This window comes from Kitasatospora sp. NPDC059827 (assembly GCF_042731675.1).
Classification (GTDB): Bacteria; Actinomycetota; Actinomycetes; order Streptomycetales; family Streptomycetaceae; genus Kitasatospora.
In genome coordinates this window covers 64,708-86,830 of sequence record NZ_JBHWIV010000033.1, presented here as the reverse complement: position 1 = coordinate 86,830, position 22,123 = coordinate 64,708, and the positions used below count along the sequence as shown (strand labels likewise).

The following is a 22,123-nucleotide window of genomic DNA, read 5'->3' as shown; positions in this document are numbered from 1 at the left end:
TATATACACCCCCTAATTCGTCGCCCGCTACTTTTTTTATAACGCCCCGGGGCCTGGGGGGCCCCCCGGGGCGCCCCGCCCGGCCCGCCACCGCGGGGGCCCGGGGGTGGTGGAACCACCCCGGGCCTCCGGCGTTGTCCGGACCCTACCGGGTCAGCGCTCGTCGGCGCCCAGCCGCAGCGCCCGCATGGTGTCGGCCACCTCGCGGTGCAGCCCGGAGTCGCTGCCGGCGAAGCGGTCGAGCACCCGTTGCTGGACCTCCGGGTCCTTCTCCTGGCTCAGCTTGAACATCACCTCGACCTTGGTCACGGTGAAGTGGATGCCGCCGACCGCGCCGACGATCTGCCGGTGGTACTCCAGCGAGGGGGCGAGCGGCATGCCGTCCCCGAACCGGTCCTCCAGCGTCTGGGCGGTGGTGTGGACGATGGTCAGGGTCTCGTCGTCCTCGGCGAGTCCGATCGTGCCCTCCAGGTGGACGGCCACGTAGTTCCAGGTCGGCGCGACCATCGGGGCGGAGTAGAGGGTCGGGGTGACGTAGCCGTTCGGCCCGTGGAAGACGAGCTTCGCCGGGCCGCCGCCGTCGGCGACGAGCTGCTGCCAGTGCGGGTTCACCCGGGTCATGTGGGTCCACAGGCGCATGCCCTGCAGCGGGTCGCCCGGGGCGGCGTCGGGCGGCACGATCACCGGCACGTGGGTGGCGTTGGGCGTCGGGTTCCCGTTGCCGGTCAGCACGGCGAGCGGGTGCCGCTCGATGACCCGCAGCGGCCAGTCGTCCCCGTCCACCTGGTAGAGCTTCGGCGTGAACACTCGTACTCCTCGGTCTCAGTGTTTCGGCGCTGCCGGGTCTGCCCCGGGCGGCCGGCCGACCGGCTCACCCGGTCGGTGCGGGGGTCGGCCGGCCGGTGCGCGGGTCAGCGCCGGTCGGTGCGGGGGTCAGCCGGACAGTGCCTTGACGAGCATGTCGCCGATCTCCCCGGCGCGGACGGCGGAGAGGGACAGCAGGGTCTCGGAGAGCCCGTGGCTGTGCTCGCCGAAGCCCTGGACGTAGATCCCGCACCGCACGCTCTCGTCGGTCACCACCCGGTGCTCCCGGTCGAGCCGCAGCCGGCCCTGGTCGTCCAGCCCGCAGTGCGGCAGCAGGCCGTCCAGGAAGACCGCCGGGTCGGTGCGGGTGTAGCCGGTGGCGCACACCAGCGCCTCGGCCTCCAGGATGGTGCTGGTGCCGGAGGACAGCGATTCCACGTCGATCCGCAGGCCGTCCGGAGTTTCCGTCACTTCGCGCACCCGGGAGACGTTGTGGAAATTCAGCCGGGGATTTCCGGCCACCTTTTCCAGGTACGCCTGCTGGAACAGCGACTGCAGCAGATCGGCGTCCACCACCGAGTAGTTGGTGCCGGCGTGATATTCGATGAGGCGCTGCCGGACGTCGTCCGGGGCGGTGTGGAAACGGTCCACCGCCTCGGGGTTGAACACCTGGTTGGCGAACGGGCTGTCGTCGGCGACGCTGAACCCGTACCGGGAGTGCACCGAGTGCACCTGGGCGCGCGGGAAGCGCGCGTGCAGGTGCTCGATCGCCTCCGCCGCGCTCTGGCCCGAGCCCAGGACCACGAAGGAGCGCGGGTCCTGCGGTGCGATCCGCTCCACCTCCGGCAGGAACCGGGAGGTGTGCCAGATCCGCGGGGAGTGCGGCAGGTCGGCGGGCAGCTTGGGCTCGATCCCGGCGGCGATCACCAGGTTGCGGGCGCGCTGCACCTGGCGGGTGCCGTCGGCCGCGACGAAGACCACGTCGAGGAACTCGACGCCCTGTTCGCCGGCGACCGGCTCGACCGCCACCACCCGCGAGCCGTAGGAGACGAGGTCCGCGAAGCCCTCCGCGACCCACTCCAGGTAGTCGTGGAACTCCACCCGCAGCGGGTAGAAGGACTTGGTGTTGATGAAGTCCGCCAGCCGGCCCTTGGCCTGCAGGTAGCACAGGAACGAGTACGGACTGGTCGGATTGCGCATGGTCACGAGGTCCTTGAGGTACGAGACCTGCATGGTGGCGCCCTCGATCAGCATGCCCCGGTGCCAGCCGAAGCGCTGCTGCGCCTCGAAGAAGCGCGCGGTGACCGGGGCCCCGTCGGCGATCTCCGAAATGGCGGCCGCGAGGGCCAGATTCGAGGGGCCGAAGCCGATTCCGGCCACGTCGACGATGTCGGTTCCGGCGACCACGCCGGAACGTTGCCGCTCACCCACGGACTTCCCTGCTCTCTCCCTTTTGGGGATGGCCTGTCTGGGTCGACGTCGAGTCCGGTCGACCGATGACGGTGCTCAGGGCAGCACACTGCCGCGACTCCTGATCACTCCATGACAGTAGGAGCTGCCCCACGTGCAGTGCAAGCAAAAGGGGAAAATCCCGATCACCCGTGGTGAGTTGGCGTTGCGGGGACGGAGAGATCCGGTCCGCTCTTGACGGCGCATCGTCACGCTGAATAGCATCCGAAGCGTTCGAGGTGGGGGCATAGCCGGACCCCAAGTCCACGACTCGGCAAAAGAGTTCGTTACCCACTATCCGAACTCCATTCACTGACTTCTCGTCAAGAACTGACAGGGCAAGGGTTTCGCGCGAAGGGATCCGCGACCGCACCATGTTGGAATCACCGGGCACGACCGAGTCAGTTCCCCAGCAGGGGTGGACCCTTGCGAGCCGCTTCGCCGCCGTCGCGGCGGCCGCGCCGACCGCCACCGCGGTCCGCAGCGAGGCCGGCGACCTCGACTACGGCGCCCTCGACGCCGCCGCCGGGGCGCTCGCCGCCCGGCTGCGCGACCGGGGCGTACGCCGCGGCGACCGGGTCGGCGTCCTGCTGGAGCGCTCGCCCCGGCTGGTCGTCGCCCTGCTCGGCATCCTCAAGGCGGGCGCCGCCTACGTCGCCGTCGACCCGGGCGACCCGCCCGCCCGGCTGCACACCATCCTGGGCGACGCCGAGGTGTCGCTGGTGGTCACCGACGCGGACCGACGGGCGAAGCTCGACGGCGCGTTCGAGCACCTCGACGTGGCCGCCGAACAGCTCGACGTGGCCGCCGACCGGCTCGACGTGACGGCCGAGCACCTCGACGCGACGGCCAGGCACCTCGACGCGGCCGCCGCACCGGCGACGGACGACCCCGGCGCCCACGGCGGACAGACCCCCGAGGACCTCGCCTACGTCGCCTACACCTCCGGCTCCACCGGCCGCCCCAAGGGCGTCTGCGTGCCGCACCGCGCCGTGCTGCGCCTGGTGCTGGACGCCGGCTACCTCGACGCCCGGCCCGACGACGTCTTCCTCCAGCTCGCCCCGGTCGCCTTCGACGCCTCCACCCTGGAGATCTGGGGCCCGCTGCTGAACGGCGGCTGCCTGGCGCTCGCCCCGGCCGGCCGGCTCGGCCCGGCGGAGGTGGTCAAGGCCGCCCGGGACACCGGCACCACCGTGCTGTTCCTCACCACCGCCCTGTTCCACCAGGCGGTCGAGGCGGGCCTGACCGACCTGCCCGCCCTGCGCCGGCTGTTCACCGGCGGCGAGGTGCTCTCCGCCGAACACGTCGACCGGGCCGCCGCCGCCCTGCCCGACACCCTCGTCTCGGCCGCCTACGGCCCCACCGAGAACACCACCTTCACCAGTACCCACCCCGTGCGCGCACCGCTCGGCGACCGCGGCGTCCCGATCGGCGGACCGATCGACGGCACCGGCATGGTCGTCCTCGACGAGCGGCTGGACCCGGTGCCCGACGGCACCGTCGGCCGGCTCTTCGTCAACGGCGCCGGCCTCGCCCACGGCTACCTCGGACTGCCCGGCCTCACCGCCGACCGCTTCCTCCCCGACCCGTACGCGAGCGCCCCCGGCACCCGGATGTACGACACCGGCGACCTCGCCCGGCGCGGCCCCGACGGCGCCTACGAGTTCGCCGGGCGGGCCGACGGCCAGCTCAAGGTCAACGGCGTCCGGATCGAGTCCGACGACATCGAGGCCCGGCTGCGCCGCCACCCCGACGTCCAGGACGCCGCCGTCGTCCTCCAGGACCACGGCCCCGGCGACCGCCGACTGGTCGGCTTCTACAGCGGCCCCTACGCCGTCTCCTCGGTGGAACTGCGCCGCACCCTGGCCGAGGAGCTCCCGACCGGCATGATCCCCACCGCCCTGGTCTGGGTGGACCGGCTGCCGCTCAAGCCCAACGGCAAGGTCGACCGGGACGCCCTGGCCGCCCGGCGCGGCCGGACCCGCCCGGACGGCGACGTACCCTACCGGGCGCCCGCCGACCCGGTCGAGCACCGGCTCACCGTGCTCTGGCAGGAGGTCCTCGACGTCGAACCGGTCGGCGTCGACGACGACTTCTTCGACCTCGGCGGGCACTCGCTGACCGCCAGCCGGATCACCCGGGAGATCACCGCCGAGTTCGAGGCGGTGATCCGGGCCCGGGCCTTCTACCTCAACCCCACCGTGGCCGGACTGGCGGACCACATCAGGACCCAGCGGCCGGAACTCGCCTCCGACGCCCCGACCGGGGCCGACCGGTGAGGATCACCGGCCCCGGCGACGACGGGCAGCGGGACGGGGCACCGGACCCGGAACTCGTCGACCTGAGCGACCCGCACTTCTACGCCACCGGCGACCCGCACGCGGTCTGGCGCCACTACCGCCACAAGGCCCCCGTCACCCGGCTCACCGTACCGAGCGGCCGCGGCTACGTCTCCGTCACCGCCCACGCCGAGACCAGCACCGTGCTGCGCGACCACGCGCTCTACACCTCGCGGCGCGGCAACATGCTCTCCGTCCTCGGCGAACAGGACCCGGCCGCCGACCGGATGATGGTCGCCAGCGACCCGCCGATCCACGGCTACCTGCGCCGCCCCGTCGCCCAGGCGCTCTCCGCCCGCGAACTCGCCGCCCGCCGCCCGGCCATCCGCCGGATGGCCCGGCAGCTGCTGGCACCGCTGGCGAGCGGCGAACCCTGGGACCTGGCGGCCGCGATGACCGCCTTCCCGATGATGTTCACCGGCGCCCTGATGGGCCTGCCCGAGGCCGACTGGCCCGAACTGACCAGGCTCACCACCGTCGCGATCGCCCCCGCCGATCCCGCCTCCCGGGACGACTCCGGCGGCCACCAGCTGGTCTCCGCCCACCACGAACTCTTCGACTACTTCGCCGAGGTGGCCGCCGACCGCACCCCGCGCGAGGACCTGGTCGGGCTGCTCCAGCAGCTCACCGTCGGCGACCGCACGATCCGGCTCGACGAGGTCATCTACAACTGCTACAACGTGCTGCTCGGTGCCAACGTCACCGCGCCGCACGTCATCGCGACCACCGTCAACGCCCTGCTGGAGCACCCGGACCAGTACCGGCGGCTGCTCGACGGCGGGGCCACCGTCGCCTCCGCCGTCGAGGAGGGCCTGCGCTGGGCCTCCCCGGCCACCCACGCCATGCGCTACGCCACCGAGGACACCGTCCTCGGCGGCGAACCGGTGCGGGCCGGCGAGGCCGTGGTCGCCTGGCTGGGCTCGGCCAACCGCGACGAGACGGTCTTCGACGACCCGTACCGCTTCGATGTGGCGCGCACCCCCAACCGGCACGTCGCCTTCGGGTTCGGCGCGCACTACTGCGTCGGCGCCCCGCTCGCCCGGATCGCCCTCGGCGAGTTCTTCACCGAGGTCACCGAACTGGTCGAGCGCTTCGAACCGGCCGGCCCGGTCGCGCACCTGGCCTCCAACTTCATCGCCGGGATCAAGCACCTCCCGGTGACCGCCAGGCTGCGCCCCGGCGCCGCCCGGCAGCTCGCCGAGCCCGTCCCGGCGAGCTGATCCACCCCGCACCGTGCCGGAACGAGAGGACCTTCCCGCCGTGATCGAGATGCGCAGTGACACCTTCACACTGCCGACGCCCGAGATGCTCACCGCGATCACCGAGGCGGAGCTCGGCGACGACGTCTACGGCGAGGACCCGACGGTCAACGAGCTCGAACGCCGCACCGCCGAGTTGACCGGCAAGGAGGCCGCCTGCTTCTTCCCGAGCGGCACCATGGCCAACCTCGCCTCGATCATGGCCCACGCCCCGCGCGGCACCAAGGCCGTGGTCGGCGCCGAGAGCGACATCTGGCTGTACGAGGCGGGCGGCGCCGCGGTCTGCGGCGGGGTCGTCTACGAGCCGGTGCCCAACCAGGCCGACGGCACCATCGCGCTGGCCGACCTGGCCGCCGCCTTCCCGAAGGACCCGGACGACCCGCAGTTCGCGCTGCCCTCGCTGATCTGCCTGGAGAACACCCACAACCGCTGCGGCGGCGTGGTGCTGCCGCTCGACTACCTGGCCGAGGTGCGCCGCTTCGCGGACGAGCGCGGCGTCGCCGTGCACCTGGACGGCGCCCGGGTGGTCAACGCGGCGATCGCCGCCGGGGTGGAGGTCGCGGACATCACCGCGCACGTCGACTCGGTGCAGTTCTGCCTCTCCAAGGGCCTGGGCGCGCCGGTCGGTTCGATGGTGGCCGGGAGCGCGGAGTTCGTGGAGCGGGTCCGCCGGCTGCGCAAGATGCTCGGCGGCGGGATGCGCCAGGTCGGGCTGCTGGCGGCGGCCGCGCTGGTCGCACTGGACACCCGGGGCCGGCTGGCCGAGGACCACGCCAACGCCCGGCGGCTGGCCGAGGGCCTGGCGCTGCTGCCCGGCGTGGAGCTGGACGTCGACACCGTCGAGACCAACATCGTGATCTTCAAGGTCACCGACGAGCGCTTCGACTGGCGCAGCTTCGTCACCTCGGTGGCCCGGCACGGCCTGGCGGTCACCGAGTTCGGCCACGGCCGGATCCGCGCGGTCGTCCACAACGGGGTGAGCGCCGAGGACGTCACCGCCGCCGTCGCCGTGGTGGCCCGGGTCCTCAAGGAGGGCCCGACGACCGACTGACCGCGCACGGCCCCGCTGGACGACGACGGCACCGCCCCGGAACGGGGGCGGTGCCATCGGGCGTCGCGGGCCGGTCAGCCGGTCAGCCGGTCAGCCGGTCAGCCGGTCGTGGGGCGGTGGTCGCGCAGGGCCGCGCCCAACTCGGCGGCCAGCCCGGCCACGTACGGCTCCTGGAGCAGGGTGAGGTGGCCGCCCCGGGCCGGCCGGACGGTGAGGGAGCCGACGAAGGCCGCCCAGCCCTCGGCCGGCGGGACCGGCCAGTCCGACTCCGCCGCCTGGAAGAGCAGCGCCGGGCAGCGCACCGGGCGCGGCCGGTGGGCGATCAGGGCGGCGAGGTTGTGCCGGAGTGTCGCCAGGTGGGCGAGCAGGTCCTCGCGGGCGAGCGTCAGCAGCTCCACCGGCAGGTCCAGTTCGGGCAGCAGGGCCTCGACCTCGGCCGTCCACGGGGTGTCCGGGAAGCCGGGCCCGGCGGCCCGGAGCTTCTCGTCCAGCTCCCGGGCGATCTCGGCCCGCCCCGCCAGGTGCTCCCGGTACTCCGGCGTCGGCAGACAGCTGTCGAACAGCGTCAGCAGCGCGGCCCGTTCGCCGGACTCCTCGATCAGCCGGGCGACCTCGGCCGCCACCACGCCGCCCATCGACCACCCGGCGAGCAGGTACGGGCCGGTGGGCCGGACGTCGCGGACCGCCCGCCAAAATGCCCGGGCCAGTTCGGGCAGGCCCTCGCCCGCCCGCAGCCGCCCGGCGGCCAGTGCGACCACCGAGACCTCGGGGCCGAGCGCGGCCGCCAGCCGGGCGTAGCCGTGGACGGTGTTGGAGATCTCCGGGAAGCAGAACAGGACGGGTGCCCCGTCCGGTCCCCGGCTCAGCCAGGTGACGGACACCTCGGGACCGTCGGCCCCGCGCTCGGTGCGGCCGCCCGCCGCCGCGGCCCGCGCGGCCGCCGCCGTCCGCGCGACGGTGGGGTTGCGCAGGATGTCGCCCGGGCCGACCGCGAGGTCGAGCCGGCGCAGTCTCCCGGCGATCCGCAGGCTCTTCACCGAGTCCCCGCCGAGGTCGAAGAAGTCGTCGTGGACCCCGACGGCGGCGAGGCCGAGGACCTCCGCCCAGACCGCGGCGACGGACTCCTCGACGGCCGTGCGGGGCGCGGTGTAGTCGGCGGCCAGCTCCGGCCGGGCCCGGCCGGGGGCCGGGAGGGCCCGGCGGTCGGTCTTGCCGTTGGGGGTGAGCGGCAGCCGGTCGAGGGTGACGAAGGCGGCGGGGAGCATGTGGGCGGGCAGGAGGGCGCGCAGGTGTTCGCGGAGCTCGGTGGTGGTGGGGGCCGTCCCGGCCTCGGTGGTCAGGTAGCTGACGAGCTGCCGGTCGCCGGGGTCGTCCTCGCGGACGACGGTGGTGCTGGCGGTGACGGCCGGGTGCTGCTGGAGGCGGGCGTCGATCTCGCCGGGCTCGATCCGGTGGCCGCGGATCTTGACCTGGTCGTCGCCGCGGCCGAGGTACTCCAGGTCGCCGTCGGCGCGGCGGCGGGCGAGGTCGCCGGTGCGGTAGAGCCGGGCACCCGGGGTGAAGGGGTCGGGGACGAACCGCTCGGCGGTCAGCGCCGGCCGGCCGAGGTAGCCGCGGGCCAGGCCCTCGCCGCCGATGTACAGCTCGCCCGGCACACCGATCGGGACGGGCCGTCCGGCCGGGTCCAGGACATACGCCCGGGTGTTGCCGAGCGGACGGCCGACGGGCGAGCCCGGGTCCGTCGCCAGGATGTCGGCGGGCCGGACGTCCCGCAGGGTGGCGTGCACGGTGACCTCGGTGATGCCGTACATGTTGGCCAGTCGGACGGGCCGCTCGCCCATGAGCGCGTGCCAGCGGCCCAGTCGCGCGGGCCGGAGCGCCTCTCCGCCGAACACCACCAGGCGCAGCCGCAGCCGGGCGGCGCTCGCCGGGTCGAGCGCCTGCTGGAGCATCGCGAAGGCGGACGGGGTCTGGTTGAGCACCGTCACCTCCTGCCGGGCCAGCAGGTCGAGGAGCTCGGCCGGACTGGTGGCGGTCGCCCGGTCGACCACGACCACCCGGCCGCCGGTGGTCAGCGGGCACCACAGTTCCCACACGGAGAAGTCGAAGGCGAAGGAGTGGAAGAAGGTCCAGGCGTCCTGTGGCCCGAAGCCGAACTCCGGGGCGGTCGCGGCGAACAGGCCGAGGACGTTGCGGTGGGTGATCTGGACGCCCTTGGGGGTGCCGGTGGATCCGGAGGTGTGGATCACGTAGGCGAGGTGGTCAGGCCGGGTGACGGGGTCGGGGTCGGTGCCGGGGTGGTCGGCCGTGGCGGGGTCGTCCAGGGCGAGGAGGGTGCCGTCGTACGGGCCCAGGCGGTCCGCGAGGTGGGCGTCGTGGAGCACGACGGCGGTGCCGGTGGAGAGGAGCAGGTGGGTGAGGCGGTCGGTGGGGTGCGCCGGGTCCAGCGGGAGGTAGGCGGCGCCGGACTTGAGGACGGCGAGCAGGGCGACGACCAGCTCGGGCCCGCGCTCGGCGCAGACCCCGACGGTGGTGTCCGGCCGGGCGCCGAGGCCCCGGAGCCGGTGGGCGAGCCGGTTGGCCCGCTCGTTGAGCTCGCGGTAGCGCAGCCGCCGGTCGCCGTGCACCAGGGCGACGGCGTCCGGCCGCGCGCGGGCCTGCTCCTCGACCAGCTGGTGGACGGTGCGCTCCGGCGGGCGGGGCGCGGCGGTGTCGTTCCCGTCCCGTAGGAGCCGGTGGCGCTCCTCGGGGCCGAGCAGGTCGAGGTCGTCCAGCCGGGCGTCCGGGGCGGCGACCAGGGCGTCGAGCAGGTTCTCGAAGTGCCCCGCCATCCGTTCGACCGCGGCCCGGTCGAACACGCTGCGGTCGTACGAGAACCGGACCCCCAGCTCCCGGCCCGCGTAGGCGACCAGGGTGAGCGGATAGCCGGTGTTCTCCACGCTGAGGAGGGTCTCGGCGGTCAGCTCGTCCGGCCGCCCCGGCTCAGGGGCGGCCGGGTAGTTCTCGAACACCAGGATCGACCGGAACAGCGGCGAGCCCTTCGGCAGCCCGCTCCAGCCGTGGATCTCCGACAGCGCCCCGAACTCGTACTGCCGGTACTCGGCCTGCTGCCGCTGCACCTGGCGCAGCCACGCCGACACCCGTTCCCCGCCGGGCACCCGGAGCCGGACCGGCAGGGTGTTGATGAACATCCCCACCATCGACTCCGCACCGGCCAGGGTCGGCGGCCGCCCTGCCACGGTGGTGCCGAACAGCACGTCCTCGCCGTTGCCGTACCGGCTGAGCAGCAGCGCCCAGGCGGCCTGCACCAGGACGTTCACCGTCACCCGGCTGCGCTGGGCGAACTCGCGCACCCGCGCGCACCGCGCCCGGTCCAGCACCAGCTCGTGGGCGGCGAAGCCGGTCCGCCCGGTCGGCCCGTCCACCCCGAGCCGGGTCGGCTCCGCGAAGCCCGCCAGGTACGACTGCCAGAACTCCCGGGCCGCCGCCTTCGGTTGGGCGTCCAGCCAGGCGATGTAGCGGGAGTACGGCACGGGCGCGGGGAGCCGGGCCGGGACGCTGCTCAGCGCCGCCCGGTACAGCTCGGCGAACTCCCGCTGGAGCAGCGGGAGGCTCCAGCCGTCGAGCAGCAGGTGGTGGAAGGTCCACAGCAGCCAGTGCCGGCCGGGGGCGACCGCGACCAGGGTCAGCCGGAACAGCGGGGCCGCGGTGAGGTCGAGGCCCGCCGCGCGGTTCTCCCGCAGCAGCCCGTCCAGGCGGGCGCGCTGCTCGGTGTCCGGGTGGGCCCGCCAGTCGAGTTCGGCGAGCGGCAGCTCGACCCGCCGCTGCACGACCTGCAGCGGCTCGGGCAGGTCCTCCCAGAGGAAGACGCTTCGCAGCGCCGTGTGGCGGTCCAGGAGTTGCTGCCAGGTCTGCCGGAACGCCGAGCGGTCCAGCGGCCCGGACAGCTCGTCCACCGTCTGTACCAGGTACGGCTGTTCGCCGCCGGAGTCGTCGACGGAGTGGAAGAGCATCCCGGCCTGGAGCGGGGAGAGCCGGTGGATGTCCTCGACGTTGTGCTGGGTCATCAGGAGAACCTCTTGAGGATGGCGGCCAGATCGGATGCTTCGAGGTCGGCCAGGGGGAAGTCGTGGACGGTGGGGGCGGTGGGGCCGGCGCCCCCGGAGGCGGCGGCGACCAGCGCGGTGAGCGTGCGCTCCATCGCGTCCACCAGGCCCTGGGCGGTCTCCCGGTGGTGGACGGCGGGCGCGTAGCCGACGTCGATCCGCAGCCGCCCGTCGAGCACGCTGCCGGTCACCTGGAGCAGGTGGCCGCGCCGCATCGACGGGTCGAGTTCGCCGGCCCGCAGCAGGTCGGGGTCGGCGTAGCCGCCCAGGCCGGGCAGCTCGCGGTCGAACTGGCCGAGGTAGTTGAAGCTGATCTCCGGTGCCGGGCGGCCCAGCGCCTCCCGCGCCCCGGGGGCACCCAGGTGGCGCAGGATCCCGTACCCGACGCCGCGTCGGGGCACCCGGGCGAGCTGGTCGCGGACGGCACCCGCCTGCCGGGCGGGCCCGGCGCCGGGCTCCCGGCGCAGGGCGACCGGGAAGACGCTGGTGAACCAGCCGACCGTGCGGGAGAGGTCGACCTCGGGGAAGAGGTCCTCCCGGCCGTGGCCTTCGAGGTCGACGTGCACGGTGTCGCGGCCGGTCCAGCGGGCCACGGCCTCGGTGAGGGCGGTGAGCAGCACGTCGTTGATCTGGGTGCCGAGGGCGCGGGGCACCTGGCGCAGCAGCGCCTCGGTGGACTCCTCGGTCAGCCGGAGGGTGACGAGCTCCTCGGCGGCGACGGTGTTGCCGTCGGTGCTGTTGTTGCCGTCATCGCCGGTTTTGCCGTCGGCTCGCGCGGTGCGGTCGCGGGGCAGCGGGACGGGCGGCGGGGCGGCGGTCCAGTACGCCAGCTCGTCCGTGGCGGCCGGGGAGAGGGCGTACTCGGTCAGCCTCCGTGACCAGGCGCGGAAGGAGGTCGTCTTGGCGGGCAGCAGCACCTCCCGGCCCGCGGCCAGCGCGGCGTACGCGGTGCCGAGGTCCTCCAGCAGGATCCGCCAGGAGACGCCGTCCACCACCAGGTGGTGGACGATGAGCAGCAGCAGCCGGCCGCGGGCCCCGCCGAGGTCGAAGAGCGCGCCGCGGACCAGCGGGCCCTCGGCGATGTCCAGTCCGCGCTGCAGCTCGTCGGCCGACCGCTGGAGCCGGTCGGTCAGTTCGGCGTCCGGGACGGCCGCGAGGTCCACGTCGCTCAGCAGCCGCTCGGGGTCGGCCGGGAGGCCGTGCCGGGCCGGCCCGGCACCGTCCCGGGGGAAGCGCAGGCGCAGCGCGTCGTGGTGGTCGACCACCGCTGCCAGCGCGGGCCGCAGCAGTTCCGGGGCGAGGCCCGCCACGTCGAGCAGGACCGACTGGTTGAAGTGGTCCGGTCGGGCGGGGCGCTGGTCGAACAGCCAGTGCTGGACGGGCGTCAGCGGGACGTCCCCGGCCACCCGGCCCTGCTCGGCGTCGACCGCGCCGGCTTGGTGCTGGTGGGCGGCGATCTCGGCCACCGTCTCGTACTGGAAGATCATCCGGGGGGTCAGCCGCAGACCGAAGCGCTTGGCCTTGGCGATCACCTGCATGCCCAGGATCGAGTCCCCGCCGAGCTCGAAGAAGTTGTCGTGGATGCCGACGGTGGCGAGGCCGAGGACCTCTTCCCAGACCCGGGCGAGGGCTTGTTCGGCGGGGGTGGTGGGTGCGGCGAAGGCGGTGTCGAGGTCGGGGCGGGTCTGGTCGGGGGCGGGCAGGGCCCGGCGGTCGATCTTGCCGTTGGGGGTCAGCGGGAGGCGGTCGAGGGTGAGGAAGGCGGCGGGGAGCATGTAGTCGGGCAGGTGGCGGCGCAGGTGCTCGCGGAGTTCGGTGGTGGTGGGCGGGGTGGGTGAGCTGGTGGTGAGGTAGGCGACGAGCCGCTTGTCGCCGGGGGTGTCCTCGCGGACGACGGTGGTGCCGGCGGTCACGGACGGATGCTGCTGGAGGCGGGCGTCGATCTCTCCGAGTTCGATCCGGTGGCCGCGGATCTTGACCTGGTCGTCGGTGCGGCCGAGGAAGTCGAGGGTGCCGTCGGGGCGGTAGCGGGCGAGGTCGCCGGTGCGGTAGAGCCGGGCGCCGGGGGTGGTCGCGTACGGGTCGGGGACGAAGCGGTCGGCGGTGAGGGCGGGTTGGTGGTGGTAGCCGCGGGCGAGGCCGTCGCCGCCGATGTAGAGCTCGCCGGTGACGCCGATGGGGACGGGGCGTCCGGCCGGGTCGAGGACGTGGATGCGGGTGTTGTCGATCGGCCGCCCGATCGTGACGGTGCTCCCCTGGCGGGTCGACAGCAGGGCGGTGGAGGTGATGGTCGCGCTCTCGCTCGGCCCGTAGACGTTGACCAGGCTCTTGTCCGGGTGTAGCCCCTGGAAGGCGTTGACGTGGGTGGGGGAGAGCGCCTCGCCGCCGACCAGGACGTGGCGGGCCGTGGTGAAGGCCTGCGGGGCGTTGTCCATCAGGGCGTTGAACAGGGCGGTGGTGAGGAGGAGGACGGTGGGTCGGTGGGTGTGGATGTCGTGGGTGGCGGTTTCGGTGGTGGTGCGGCCGGGGGTGGCGACGGTGAGGGTGGCGCCGGTGGTGAGGGGCGTCCAGATTTCGTAGCTGGAGGCGTCGAAGGCGATGGAGTTGAGGTGGAGGAAGACGTCCTCGGGGGTGGTGTCGGCGATGCGGGTGTTGTGGGCGAGGCGCAGGACGGCCTGGTGGGTGATCTGGACGCCCTTGGGGGTGCCGGTGGAGCCGGAGGTGTAGATCACGTAGGCGAGGTTGTGCGGGCCGACGGGGTGGCCGGGATCGGCGGCCGGCCGGTCGGCCGTGGCCGGATCGTCCAGCGGGATCAGGGTGCCGCCGAAGGAGGCCAACAGATCGGCCTGGTGGGGGTGGTGGAGGACGACGGCGGTGCGGGTGGAGGCCAGGAGGTGGGTGAGGCGTTCGGTGGGGTGGGTGGGGTCGAGCGGGAGGTAGGCGGCGCCGGCCTTGAGGACGGCGAGCAGGCCGATGACGAGTTCGGGGCTGCGTTCGGCGCAGATGCCGACGGTGGTGTCGGGGTGGACGCCGGATTCCCGGATCCGGTGGGCGAGTTGGTTGGCGCGCTCGTTGAGCTCGCGGTAGCTGAACCGTCGGTCGCCCTGGACGAGGGCGATGGCGTCGGGGCGTTCGGCGGCGTGCTGTTCGACGAGTTGGTGGACGGTGCGGTCGTGGGGGTAGGGCGCGGTGGTGTCGTTCCACTCGTGCAGGATGCGGCGGCGCTCGTCGGGGCTGAGGAGGTCGAGGTCGTCCAACCGTGCGTCGGGGTCGGTGGTGACGGCGGTGAGCAGGTGCTGGAAGTGCGTGGCCAGTCGCTCGATGGTCGACGCGTCGAACAGGTCGGTGCTGTAGGTGAAGTCGACGGTCAGGCCGGTGTCGGACTCGGTGGCCGTGACCGTGAGGTCGAACTTGGCGACGTCGTCGCCGAGCGGGAGGGTGCGGACGTCCAGGCCGGGGAGCTGCCAGCTGTCGAGGGTGGCGTCCTGGACGGTGAGCATGGTCTGGAAGAGGGGGGTGCGGCTGAGGTCGCGTTGGGGGGCGAGTTCGGAGACCAGGCGTTCGAAGGGGAGGTCCTGGTGGGTGTAGGCGTTGAGGGCGGTGTCGCGGGTCCGGGTGAGGACTTCGCGGAGGGTGGGGTTGCCGGTGAGGTCGGCGCGGAGGACGAGGGTGTTGACGAAGAACCCGATGAGGTCTTCGGTTTCGGAGCGGTTGCGGTTGGCGACGGGGGTGCCGACGGCGATGTCGTGGTGGCCGGTGTAGGTGTGGAGGAGGATCTGGTAGGTGGCCAGCAGGGTCATGAAGGTGGTGACGCCATGGTCCTGGCCGAGCTCGTGCAGGGCGGTGGCGAGGTCGCCCGGAAGGGTGAGGGTGTGGGTGGCGCCTCGGCTGCTGCGGACGGCGGGGCGGGGGCGGTCGGTGGGGAGATCCAGCGGCTCCAGTCCGGCGAGTTGCTCCCGCCAGTAGGCCGCCTGCCCCTCCAGTACCTCGCCCTGGAGCCACCGGCGCTGCCAGAGGGCGAAGTCGGCGTACTGCACCGGGAGTTCGGGTAGCCCCTTCGTCCGGTCGGCTCCGGCAGGGCGGTCAGGGCGGTCGGGGCCGTCGGCGCGGTCGGCCAGGAGGGCGCCGTACAGCTCCTCCAGCTCCCGGATGACGATGCGGTAGGACCAGCCGTCGGTGACGATGTGGTGCATCGAGAGCAGGAGCACGTGTTCCTGCGGGGCGAGGTGGAACAGGCGCGCGCGGGCGAGCGGACCGTGTTCGAGGTTGAACGGCAGGGCCGCCTCGTCCGCCAGGGCCCGGGCGAGGCCGGCGTCGTCCCAGTGGCCCGCCTCGATGCTGACCAGCGGCAGCTTGCCGGTCCGGTCGATGACCTGGACGGGGGTGGCATCGGCGCCCAACGGGAAGCGCGTGCGCAGGACTTCGTGCCGGGCGACGAGCTGCCGCAGGGCGGTGCCGAGCGCCGACCGGTCCAGGTCGCCGAGCAGGTGCAGGGCGACGGGGACGGTGTAGGCGTTGCTGTCCGGCTCCATCTGGTCGAGGAACCAGAGGCGTTCCTGGGCGTACGAGAGCGGGATGGCGGCGGGGCGGTCGGCTGCTTCGACGGGCGGTGCGCCGGCGGCCTGCGGTTCGCCGAGGGCGGTGGCTAGCTCGGCGATGGTGGGGGTCTCGAAGAGGGCGCGGACGGGGAGTTCGTGGCCGAGTTCGGTGCGCAGGCGGGAGGTGACGCGGGTGGCGAGGAGGGAGTGTCCGCCGAGGTCGAAGAAGTTGTCGTGGATGCCGACGGTGGCGAGGCCGAGGATGTCGGTCCAGATCCGGGCGAGGGCTTGTTCGTTGGGGGTGGTGGGTGCGGTGAAGGCGGTGTCGAGGTCGGGGCGGGTGTGGTCGGGTGCTGGGAGGGCCCGGCGGTCGATCTTGCCGTTGGGGGTGAGCGGGAGGTGGTCGAGGGTGAGGAAGGCGGTGGGGAGCATGTAGTCGGGCAGGTGGCGGCGCAGGTGCTCGCGGAGCTCCGAAGTGCTGGGTGGAGTATCGGAGTTGGTGGTGACGTAGGCGACGAGTCGTTTGTCGCCGGGGGTGTCCTCGCGGACGACGGTGGTGCTGGCGGTGACGGCGGGGTGCTCCAGCAGCCGGGCGTCGATCTCGCCGGGCTCGATGCGGTGGCCGCGGATCTTGACTTGGTCGTCGGTGCGGCCGAGGAAGTCGAGGGTGCCGTCGGGGCGGTAGCGGGCGAGGTCGCCGGTGCGGTAGAGCCGGGCGCCGGGGGTGGTCGCGTACGGGTCGGGGACGAAGCGGTCGGCGGTGAGGGCGGGTTGGTGGTGGTAGCCGCGGGCGAGGCCGTCGCCGCCGATGTAGAGCTCGCCGGTGACGCCGATGGGGACGGGGCGTCCGGCCGGGTCGAGGAGGTGGATGCGGGTGTTGTCGATCGGCCGCCCGATCGGCACCGGACCCTCCCACGACCCCGGCCGACAGGTGAAGCACGTGGCCATGGTGGTGCTCTCGGTGGGCCCGTAGACGTTGACGACGGCCGAGCCGGGGTGGAGCTCCAGGAACGTGCGGGCGTGGGTGGCGGACAGGGCTTCGCCGCCCGTCAGGACGTGCCGGACCCCGGCCAGCGCCTGCGAGGACTCCTCCACCAGGGTGTGGAAGAGGGCGGTGGTGAGGAGGAGGACGGTGGGTCGGTGGGTGTGGATGTCGTGGGTGGCGGTTTCGGTGGTGGTGCGGCCGGGGGTGGCGATGGCGAGGGTGGCGCCGGTGGTGAGGGGGGTCCAGATCTCGTAGCTGGAGGCGTCGAAGGCGATGGAGTTGAGGTGGAGGAAGACGTCCTCGGGGGTGGTGTCGGCGATGCGGGTGTTGTGGGCGAGGCGCAGGACGGCCTGGTGGGTGATCTGGACGCCCTTGGGGGTGCCCGTGGATCCCGAGGTGTGGATGACGAAGGCGAGGTTGCCGGGGTGGGCGACGGGATCGGGATCGGTGGTCGGGTGCCCGGCGGTCGTCGGGTCGTCCAGGGCGAGGAGGGTGCCACCGAAGGAGGCCGACAGACCGGTCTGGTGGGGATGGTGGAGCACGATGGTGGTACCGGTGGAGCGGACCAGCTGGGTGAGGCGTCCGGTGGGGTGGGCCGGGTCCAGCGGGAGGTAGGCGGCGCCGGCTTTGAGGACGGCGAGCAGGCCGATGACGAGTTCGGGGCTGCGTTCGGCGCAGATGCCGACGGTGGTGTCGGGGTGGACGCCGGATTCCCTTAGCCGGTGGGCGAGTTGGTTGGCGCGCTCGTTGAGCTCGCGGTAGCTGAACCGTCGGTCGCCCTGGACGAGGGCGATGGCGTCGGGGCGTTCGGCGGCGTGCTGTTCGACGAGTTGGTGGACGGTGCGGTCGTGGGGGTAGGGCGCGGTGGTGTCGTTCCACTCGTGCAGGATGCGACGGCGCTCGTCCGGGCTGAGAAGGTCGAGGTCGTCCAACCGCGCGTCGGGGTCGGTGGTGACGGCGGTGAGCAGGTGCTGGAAGTGCGTGGCCAGCCGCTCGATGGTCGACGCGTCGAACAGGTCGGTGCTGTAGGTGAAGTCGATCGTCAGCTCGGAGCCGGCCTCGGTCGCGCTGACGGTCAGGTCGAACTTCGCGACCGTGTCGTCCAGCGGAAGCGTCTGGACGTCCAGTCCTGCCAACTGCCAGCAGTGGGAGATGTCCGTGGTCGAGCCGTGGACGGTGAGCATGGTTTGGAAGAGGGGGGTGCGGCTGAGGTCGCGGTGGGGGGCGAGTTCGGAGACCAGGCGTTCGAAGGGGAGGTCCTGGTGGGCGTAGGCGTTGAGGGCGGTGTCGCGGGTCCGGTTGAGGACGTCGCGGAGGGTGGGGTTGCCGGTGAGGTCGGCGCGGAGGACGAGGGTGTTGACGAAGAAGCCGATGAGGTCTTCGGTTTCGGAGCGGTTGCGGTTGGCGACGGGGGTGCCGACGGCGATGTCGTGGTGGCCGGTGTAGGTGTGGAGGAGGATCTGGTAGGTGGCCATCAGGGTCATGAAGGTAGTGACGCCGTGGTCCTGGCCGAGTTTGTGCAGGGCGGTGGTGAGGGTGTCGGGCAGGGTGAGGGTGTGGGTGGCGCCTCGGCTGCTGCGGACGGCGGGGCGGGGGCGGTCGGTGGGGAGCTCCAGCGGTTCCAGTCCGGCGAGTTGCTCCCGCCAGTAGGCCGCCTGCCCCTCGACCAGCTCGCCCTGGAGCCAGGAGCGCTCCCAGATCGCGTAGTCGGCGTACTGGAGGGCGGGTTCGGTCAGTCGGCTGGGCCGTCGCTCGCGGAGGGCCGCGTAGAGCTCGTCGAGTTCCCTGGCGACGATGCGGTAGGACCAGCCGTCGGTGACGATGTGGTGCATCGAGAGCAGGAGCACGTGCTGCTGCGGGTCGAGGCGGAACAGGTGCGCGCGGGCGAGCGGCCCGTGCGCGAGGTCGAAGGGCCGGCTCGCTTCCTGGTGCAGTGCTGCCACGAGGTCGACGTCGTCCCAGTCGCCGGCGTCCACCTGGACGAGCGGCAGGGTGCTGGTGGGCTCGATCACCTGGGCGGGCGCCGAGTCCGCTCCCTCGGTGAACCGGGTGCGGAGGATCTCGTGCCGGGCCGCGAGCTGCCGCAGTGCCTGTTCCAGGGCTGCCGGGTCGAGCGCACCGAACAGGTGCAGCGCGACGGGGACGGTGTAGGCGTTGCCGTCGGGATCCATCCGGTCGAGGAACCAGAGGCGTTCCTGGGCGTACGACAGCGGGACGGCGGCCGGTCGTTCCGCGCGGCGGACGGCCGTGGTGTCGACCGCTGCCGACGCGCCGAGGATGGTGGCGAGTCGGGCGATGGTGGGGGTCTCGAAGAGGGCGCGGACGGGGAGTTCGTGGCCGAGTTCGGTGCGCAGGCGGGAGGTGACGCGGGTGGCGAGGAGGGAGTGTCCGCCGAGGTCGAAGAAGTTGTCGTGGATGCCGACGGTGGCGAGGCCGAGGACTTCTTCCCAGATCCGGGCGAGGGCTTGTTCGGCGGGGGTGGTGGGTGCGGTGAAGGCGGTGTCGAGGTCGGGGCGGGCGTGGTCGGGGGCTGGCAGGGCCCGGCGGTCGATCTTGCCGTTGGGGGTCAACGGCAGTTTGTCGAGGGTGAGGAAGGCGGCGGGGAGCATGTAGTCGGGCAGGTGGCGGCGCAGGTGCTCGCGGAGCTCCGAAGTGCTGGGTGGAGTATCGGAGTTGGTGGTGACGTAGGCGACGAGTCGTTTGTCGCCGGGGGTGTCCTCGCGGACGACGGTGGTGCCGGCGGTGACGGCGGGGTGCTCCAGCAGCCGGGCGTCGATCTCGCCGAGTTCGATCCGGTGGCCGCGGATCTTGACCTGGTCGTCGGTGCGGCCGAGGAAGTCGAGGGTGCCGTCGGGGCGGTAGCGGGCGAGGTCGCCGGTGCGGTAGAGCCGGGCGCCGGGGGTGGTCACGTACGGGTCGGGGACGAACCGGTCGGCGGTGAGGGCGGGTTGGTGGTGGTAGCCGCGGGCGAGGCCGTCCCCGCCGATGTACAGCTCACCGGTGACGCCGATCGGGACGGGACGCCCGGCCGGGTCCAGGACGTAGGCCCGGGTGTTGTCGAGTGGTCGTCCGATCGGCACCGGTTCCTCCCACGACCCCGAACGGCAGTCGTGGGAGGTGGCGTTGATCGTCGCCTCGCTCGGACCGTAGAGGTTGCGGAACTCCGCGCCGCCGAGGGAGTCCCGGACCTTCCGGGCGACGGTGGCCGGCAGCACCTCGCCGCCGCACAGCACGATGCGCAGGGAGGCGGACAGGCGCTGGACGTCGGGGACTTCGAGGTAGCGCTGGAGCAGGCTCGGGACGAAGTTGAGCACGGTCGTCCCGGTCTCGTGCACCGTGCGGGCGAGCAGCGCCGGATCCCGCTCCGCGCCGGGCGGGGCGATCACCAGGGTCGCCCCGCTGATCAGGGTGGTGACGAACTCCCAGACCGAGACGTCGAAGGCGAAGGGCGTCTTCAGGAGCACCCGGTCCTCGGCCGACACGGCGAGCGACTCGGCCATGCCCGCGCAGGTGTTGAGCGCGGAGCGGTGGGTGATCTGGACGCCCTTGGGGGTGCCGGTGGATCCGGAGGTGTGGATCACGTAGGCGAGGTTGTCGGGCCGGACGTCGACGGCCGGGTCGGTGGCCGGGCGGGTGGCGGTGGCGGGGTCGCCGAGTGCGATGAGGGTGCCGTCGTACGAGCCCAGGCGGTCCGCGAGGTGGGCGTCGTGGAGGACGACGGCGGTGCGGGCGGTGGCGAGGATCCGGGTGAGGCGTTCGGTGGGGTGGGTGGGGTCGAGCGGCAGGTAGGCGGCGCCGGCCTTGAGGACGGCGAGCAGGCCGATGACGAGTTCGGGGCCGCGCTCGGCGCAGAGGCCCACCGCGGAGTCCGTGCGGACCCCGGATTCCCGCAGCCGGTGGGCGAGTCGGTTGGCGCGCTCGTCGAGTTCGCGGTAGTCGATCCGCTGGTCGCCGTGGACGAGGGCGATCGCGTCCGGCCGCACCCGGGCCTGTTCCTGGACCAGTTGGTGGACGGTGCGGTCGTGGGGGTAGGGCGCGGCGGTGTCGTTCCACTCGTGCAGGATGCGGTGGCGTTCCTCGGGGCTCAGGAGGTCGAGGTCGTCCACCCGGGCGTCGGGGTCGGTGGTGAGGACGCGCAGGACGTTCCGGAAGTGGACGGCCAGCCGCTCGATCGTCGCCGGGTCGAACAGCTCGGTGCTGTAGGTGAATTCGACGGTCAGGCCGGTGTCGGACTCGGTGGCGTTGATCGTGAGGTCGAACTTGGCGGCCGTGTCGTCCAGCGGAAGGGCGCGGACGTCGAGGCCGGGGAGCTGCCAGGTGCCGGTGGCGGCGCTCTGGACGCCGAGCATGGTCTGGAAGAGCGGGGTGGTGCGGCTGAGGTCGCGGTGGGGGGCGAGTTCGGCGACCAGGCGTTCGAAGGGGAGGTCCTGGTGGGCATAGGCGCCGAGGGTGCTCTCGCGGGTCCGGTCCAGGACCTCGCGGACGGTCGGGTTGCCGCTGAGGTCGGTCCGGACCACCACGGTGTTGACGAAGAACCCGATCAGGTCCTCGATCTCGGAGCGGTTGCGGCCGGCGAAGGGGGTGCCCACGGCGATGTCCCGGCGGCCGGTGTAGGCGGCCAGCAGGATCTGGTGGGTGGCCAGCAGGGCCATGAAGGTGGTGGTCCCCTGGGCCCGGGTGAGTGCGTGGAGCGCGGTGGTGAGGGTCTCCGGCAGGGTGATGCTGTGGGAGGCGCCGCGGGTGCCGCGGACGGCGGGGCGGGGGCGGTCGGTGGGCAGGTCCAGCGGCTCCAGCCCGGCCAGCCGGTCGCGCCAGTAGGCGAGGTGTTCCGCCACCGGTTCTCCTTGCAGCCGGCGGCGCTGCCAGATCGCGAAGTCCGCGTACTGCACCGGGAGTTCGGGCAGCGGATCGCCCTCGCCGAGCCGGAAGGCGCCGTACAGCTCCTCCAGTTCCTGCGAGAGGACCCAGGACGACCAGCCGTCGGTGACGATGTGGTGCATGGTCAGCAGCAGCACGTGCTCCTGCGGCCCGCGCCGGAGGAGGGAGGCCCGGGCGAGCGGGCCGCGGGCGAGGTCGAAGGGCCGGTAGGCCTCCCGGTGCAGCGCTTCGGAGAGCCGGGCGTCGTCCCAGCCAGCCGCGTCGACGGGGGTGAGCGGGAGCTCGCCGCGCGGGTCCACGACCTGGACGGGTGTGCCGTCCGGGCCTTCGGTGAACCGGGTGCGCAGGATCTCGTGCCGGTCCACGAGTCGGCCCAGGGCCCGGGCCAGGGCCGCCCGGTCGAGCTCGCCGCGCAGGTGGAGGGCGACGGGGACGGTGTAGGCGTTGTTGCCGGGGTCCATCCGGTCGAGGAACCAGAGGCGTTCCTGGGCGTACGAGAGCGGTGCCGAGCCGGTCCGCTCCTCCCGCCGAACCGTGGAGACGTCCACGTCCACGTCCATGTCCACGTCCACCACCTCGCTCGCGATGTCCCGGCGGGGCAGGGGGGAGTTCTCATCGGCGAGGGGCATGTCGTGTCCACTTCATGGAGGGTTCTGTGGATGGTCTCGTGATCGGAGGAGCGGGCGGGCGGCGTCGGCCGGTGGCGGCGCGCGG

At 73.1% G+C, this 22,123-nt stretch carries 7 protein-coding genes; 3 read left to right on the top strand and 4 right to left on the bottom strand.

Annotated elements, in window-relative coordinates; genetic code table 11:
• Positions 1-153: 153 nt before the first annotated feature.
• On the bottom strand, positions 154-807 hold the full coding sequence (locus tag ACFV8H_RS21665; RefSeq protein ID WP_380402254.1) for an FMN-binding negative transcriptional regulator: 654 nt from the start codon (positions 805-807) through the stop codon (positions 154-156).
• A gap of 126 nt (positions 808-933) precedes the next feature.
• Positions 934-2,211, bottom strand: a complete 1,278-nt coding sequence (locus tag ACFV8H_RS21660; protein WP_380402251.1) for a lysine N(6)-hydroxylase/L-ornithine N(5)-oxygenase family protein — start codon at positions 2,209-2,211, stop codon at positions 934-936.
• 416 nt (positions 2,212-2,627) lie between these two features.
• On the opposite strand from ACFV8H_RS21660, the gene ACFV8H_RS21655 reads away from it, so the two are divergent.
• From ACFV8H_RS21655 to ACFV8H_RS21645, 3 genes are read left to right on the top strand one after another with little or no spacing between them, the layout of a single operon-like run.
• A complete protein-coding gene (locus ACFV8H_RS21655) occupies positions 2,628-4,532 on the top strand; it encodes an amino acid adenylation domain-containing protein (RefSeq protein WP_380402248.1) in 1,905 nt (634 codons plus the stop codon).
• Entirely contained in the window at positions 4,529-5,812 is a 1,284-nt protein-coding gene (locus ACFV8H_RS21650; RefSeq protein ID WP_380402245.1) for a cytochrome P450, read from the top strand. Before ACFV8H_RS21655 ends, ACFV8H_RS21650 begins: the two co-directional genes overlap by 4 nt.
• 49 nt (positions 5,813-5,861) lie before the next feature.
• Positions 5,862-6,902: a GntG family PLP-dependent aldolase gene (locus ACFV8H_RS21645; protein ID WP_380402260.1), complete on the top strand. Its 1,041-nt coding sequence runs from the start codon at positions 5,862-5,864 to the stop codon at positions 6,900-6,902.
• A 98-nt stretch (positions 6,903-7,000) separates the two neighbouring features.
• On the opposite strand, the gene ACFV8H_RS21640 is transcribed toward ACFV8H_RS21645, so the two are convergent.
• Positions 7,001-10,969 carry an amino acid adenylation domain-containing protein gene (locus ACFV8H_RS21640; protein ID WP_380402242.1) on the bottom strand — a complete coding sequence of 1,323 codons (3,969 nt, stop codon included), beginning with the start codon at positions 10,967-10,969 and terminating at the stop codon, positions 7,001-7,003.
• Positions 10,969-22,038, bottom strand: coding sequence for an amino acid adenylation domain-containing protein (locus ACFV8H_RS21635; RefSeq protein ID WP_380402239.1), 11,070 nt, complete (start codon positions 22,036-22,038; stop codon positions 10,969-10,971). The genes ACFV8H_RS21640 and ACFV8H_RS21635 overlap by 1 nt, the downstream gene beginning before the upstream one ends.
• Positions 22,039-22,123 lie beyond the last annotated feature (85 nt).

Bases quoted from the DNA above. Each gene is read 5' to 3' on its own strand.
- ACFV8H_RS21655 (WP_380402248.1), top strand. From the start codon at position 2,628: ATGTTGGAATCACCGGGCACGACCGAGTCAGTTCCCCAGCAGGGGTGG.
- ACFV8H_RS21645 (WP_380402260.1), top strand. From the start codon at position 5,862: ATGCGCAGTGACACCTTCACACTGCCGACGCCCGAGATGCTCACCGCG.
- ACFV8H_RS21640 (WP_380402242.1), bottom strand. From the start codon at position 10,969: ATGACCCAGCACAACGTCGAGGACATCCACCGGCTCTCCCCGCTCCAG.
- ACFV8H_RS21635 (WP_380402239.1), bottom strand. From the start codon at position 22,038: ATGCCCCTCGCCGATGAGAACTCCCCCCTGCCCCGCCGGGACATCGCG.